This is a genomic window from Pseudomonas sp., assembly GCF_037994325.1.
Taxonomy (GTDB): domain Bacteria; phylum Pseudomonadota; class Gammaproteobacteria; order Pseudomonadales; family Pseudomonadaceae; genus Aquipseudomonas.
The window spans coordinates 1-3484 of sequence record NZ_JBBNAH010000593.1 but is presented as its reverse complement, the minus strand read 5'-3'; the positions used below and the strand labels follow the sequence as shown (position 1 = coordinate 3484).

Sequence of the window (3484 nt, the reverse complement as noted above, 5' to 3'; positions counted from 1 at the left end):
GCCAATGGCGAAGCCCAACAAACCGGCACACGAAGGTGTTGGGCTTCGCCTACGGCTCAACCCAACCTACGAGGAGCCGAGCCGTGGTACGCGAATTAACGCCGTCCAAAAATAATCAGCATCACCCCAGCCAATGTCACCAGGCACGCCACCAACGCGCTCACGCCCAGGCTTTCGTTGAGCAGCACATAGCCGAGCAGCAGGGCGATCACTGGGTTAACAAAGGCAAAGGTCGACACCAAACTCGGGCGCACTTCGCGCAGCAGCCAGAAGTAGGCGGGGTAAACCCCCAGGCTCACTGGCAGCACCAGATAGGCCAACCACCACCAGCCATGCAGTGACAGTTGCGATAAGTGCAGGTCGCTCCATTCGCCGCGCCAGGCGGCAAACAGGGCGAGCATCAGTGCGCCGATGAGCATTTGCAGGCTCATGCCCAGCCAGGTCGAGCGAAATGACGGCCGGCTACGCAGCAGCCAAGCGCCGATGGACCACATCAAGGTGGCGGCCACCACCAAGCTGCCGGAAAACCATTGTTGCGCGGTGGCAGCGCTGCCCAGGCCGTTACTCATCAGCAGCACAATGCCGGTGGAGGCTAGCACCAAACCGCACAGCACCCACAGCGGCGGTCGATCACCGAGCACCCATTCCAGCGCCACGCTCCAGATCGGCAAGGTGGTGTAGAGCATCGCCAGCAGGCCGGTGGGCAGGTATTGGTTGGCATACAGCAGGGCGCCCTGGCCGACGGTGATCAGCATCAGCCCGCCAATAAACGCACCACCCCAATCGCTGCGTTGGATGCGCGCCTGGCCGCTGACCACTACCCAGATCAGCGCCACGCTGCCGGCGAGGCCAAAGCGCAGGGTTACGATCACAAACGGTGGCAGTTCCAGCAGCAAAAAGTGGTTGGCCAGGTAGGTGGTGCCCCAACCGATATACACCGCAGCAAAGGAAATCAGCAGCACCAGCGAACGGGCGCGAGGGGAAAGGGTGGTGGACATGTGCAGCCTGAAATGACGCACGCCGGCAATGCGCCGGCGCGTCGTAAGTAGAAGTTAGTCGATACGCCGCTTAGTGCGCGGCACCGCCTGTGGCATTGGCCGGCAGCGCTTTGGTGAGCAACACCGCCAGCATGCTGATTGCCAGGGCCAGGCCAACGTAATGGAAGGCGTCATTGTAGGCCATGATCATCGCCTGCTGGTGGGTGATCTCGCTGAGCTTGGCCAGTGCCGCCGTCTCGTTGCCGAGGCTTTGCGTCAGGCTGCTCAGGCGTTCGGCCACCTGTGGGTTGCTCGGCACAATGGCCTCGCGCAGGTAGTCGAAGTAGATCTTGGTGCGTGCATCCAGCAGGGTCGCGAGCAGGGCGATACCGATGGCGCCGCCGAGGTTACGCAGGATATTGAACAGGCTCGAGGCCGAACCAGCATCTTGCGGCTGGATATACACCGTAGCGATCAGCGAGATGGTCACCATAATCAGCGGCTGGCCCAGCGCGCGCAGGAGCTGGATATGGTTGAACTGCGGGCCGGCAAAATCCAGGTTCAGCACGCCAGACAAAAAGCTGCCCAGGCCAAACAAACCAAAGCCCATGGCGCAGAGCCATTTTGGCGAAATAAACTTCATCAGCTTGGGCACGAACGGAATCAGGAACAGCTGCGGAATGCCCATCCACATAATCACCTGGCCGATCTGCATCGAGTTGTAGCCCTGAATCTGCGCCAGGTACAGCGGCAGCAGGTAGATCGAGCCATACAAGCCCACGCCCATGCCCAGGCTGGAAATACTCGATAAACCGAAATTGCGGTTACCGAGAATGCGCAGGTTGATCAGCGGATTGGGCTTGGACATCTGCACGATGACAAAGCTGATCAGGCTGATCAGGGCGATGCTGCCAAGGGTGACGATAAAGGCCGACTCCAGCCAATCCTTGCGGTGGCCTTCTTCAAGAAATACCTGCAAGCAGCCCAGGCCCACGCCGAGGGTAAGAATGCCGGCGTAGTCGGTGCTTTTTAGCAGTTCCCAATGCGGCGCTTTCTTTTCCAGGCCATAGAGCAAGCCGGCAATCATCAACAGGCCAGGCGGTACGTTGATATAGAAGATGTACTCCCAGCCCCAGTTTTCCGTGAGCCAGCCGCCCAGGGTCGGGCCGATGGAGGGGGCAAAGGTGGCGGTCATGGCAAACATGGCCATGCCAATTGCGCGCTTGCTCTCGGGTAGTTTGATCAACACCAGGGTGAATGCCAGGGGAATCAACGCGCCGCCGGTAAAGCCCTGCATGGCGCGGAAGACGATCATGCTTTCCAGGTTCCAGGCCATGGAGCAGAGCAAGGAAGAAATCAGAAAACCGATGGACACATACACCGACAGGCGCCGCGCCGAGAGCAACTGCACCAACCAGGCGGTGAGCGGGATCATGATGATTTCCGCCACCAGGTAGGACGTGGAAATCCACGAGCCTTCCTCCAGGGTGGCCGACAGCGCGCCCTGAATATCCTTTAGCGAGGAGTTGGTGATCTGTATATCTAGCACGGCCATAAAGGCGCCGAGCATCGCGCTCATTACCGCAATCCAATCGCGCCGAGAGGGTTCGCCGTCCGGGCGAACCAGGGCATCAGCGGCCACTGTCGTCCGCCTTGATGGTCACTTTGACGGTGACCGACATACCGGGGCGAATCTTGCCCTTCAGCGCGTTATCGGCGGGGAAGGTCAGTTTTACCGGAATGCGCTGCACCACCTTGGTGAAGTTGCCGGTGGCGTTGTCTGGCGGCAGTAGGCTGAACTGTGCGCCAGAGGCGGCGAACAGGCTTTGCACCGTGCCTTCAATCGGCTTGCCTGGGTAGGCGTCGAACTCCAATTCGGCTTTCTGGCCAGGCTGCATTTCGCCGATTTGGGTTTCCTTGAAGTTGGCCTGTACCCAGATGTCTTCATCGGGCACCAGCGACATCAGGTAGGCGCCGGTTTGAATGTACTGACCATTTTTTGCCGCGCGCTGGCCGATCATGCCGCTGATGGGCGCATGAATTTCCGTGCGGCTGAGGTTGAGCTTGGCTTGTTCGAGGTCGGTGCGGGCGTTGCTGATCTGCGCCTGCAGGCGCTTGATGTCGGCGTTCAGCGAATTCACTTGCTGGCGCTGGGCTTGCAGGTCGGCTTGGGCCTTGCTCACTTGCGAGCGGGCTACGCGGTTGTCGGCGGCCAGGGTGGTAACCCGTTCTTCGGACACATAGCCCGGTTTACGCAGGGTTTGCGCGCGGGACAGGTCCATCTGCACGCGGCCCAAGGTGGCCTCGGAGGAGGTTACGTCGGCGGCGCTGGCGGCAATCATGCTGTCTTGTTGGGTCAGCTTGCTTTTCGATTGCGCCAGTTCCGCTTCGCGGGTGGCCAGCGCGGCTTCGGCGCGGTCCACGGCAATGCGGAAGTCTTCCTTATCCAGCACCACCAGCAATTCGCCTTTTTCGACGTGTTGGTTGTCGTGCACCAATACCTGGTC

General features: G+C 60.3%; 3 protein-coding genes. All 3 read right to left on the bottom strand.

Annotated elements, in window-relative coordinates; translation table 11 throughout:
* Window positions 1–95: 95 nt before the first annotated feature.
* Window positions 96–998, bottom strand: a complete 903-nt coding sequence (locus tag AAAB16_RS19825; RefSeq protein WP_340664875.1) for an EamA family transporter — start codon at window positions 996–998, stop codon at window positions 96–98.
* A gap of 70 nt (window positions 999–1068) precedes the next feature.
* Window positions 1069–2556: an MDR family MFS transporter gene (locus AAAB16_RS19820; RefSeq protein WP_340664874.1), complete on the bottom strand. Its 1488-nt coding sequence runs from the start codon at window positions 2554–2556 to the stop codon at window positions 1069–1071.
* 52 nt (window positions 2557–2608) lie between these two features.
* Window positions 2609–3484: HlyD family secretion protein (locus tag AAAB16_RS19815; protein ID WP_340664873.1), on the bottom strand; the 876-nt coding region annotated here is incomplete at its 5' end.